Source organism: Telluria sp. AZSoR62, assembly GCF_058111565.1.
The window spans coordinates 1-239 of the sequence record NZ_JBYTST010000563.1; the positions used below are offsets into that span (position 1 = coordinate 1).

General features: G+C 68.2%; 1 protein-coding gene. It reads left to right on the top strand.

Going from position 1 to position 239, the window contains the following annotated elements; all coding sequences use genetic code 11:
- A partial coding sequence (locus tag AC3XQU_RS24780) for a DsbA family protein (protein WP_489876747.1) occupies positions 1–239 on the top strand: 239 nt, incomplete at both ends.

Here is a 239-nt window from a genome sequence, read left to right on the forward strand (position 1 = left end):
CGTCGAGTACGTGGACTTCGAGTGCGCGTACTGTGCGCACGCCACCGGTTCGTGGGACGATCTGCGCGCCCACTTCGGGGACGACCTGCGGTATGTGGTGCGCCATCTGCCGCACCACCCGCACGGGCCGATTGCCGCGCGGGCGTCCGAGGCAGCGGCGAACCAGGGGATGTTCTGGCCGTGGCTGGACTTCGTGTTCACCCGTCAGCATGCGCTGGAGCGCGAGCATCTGATCGGCT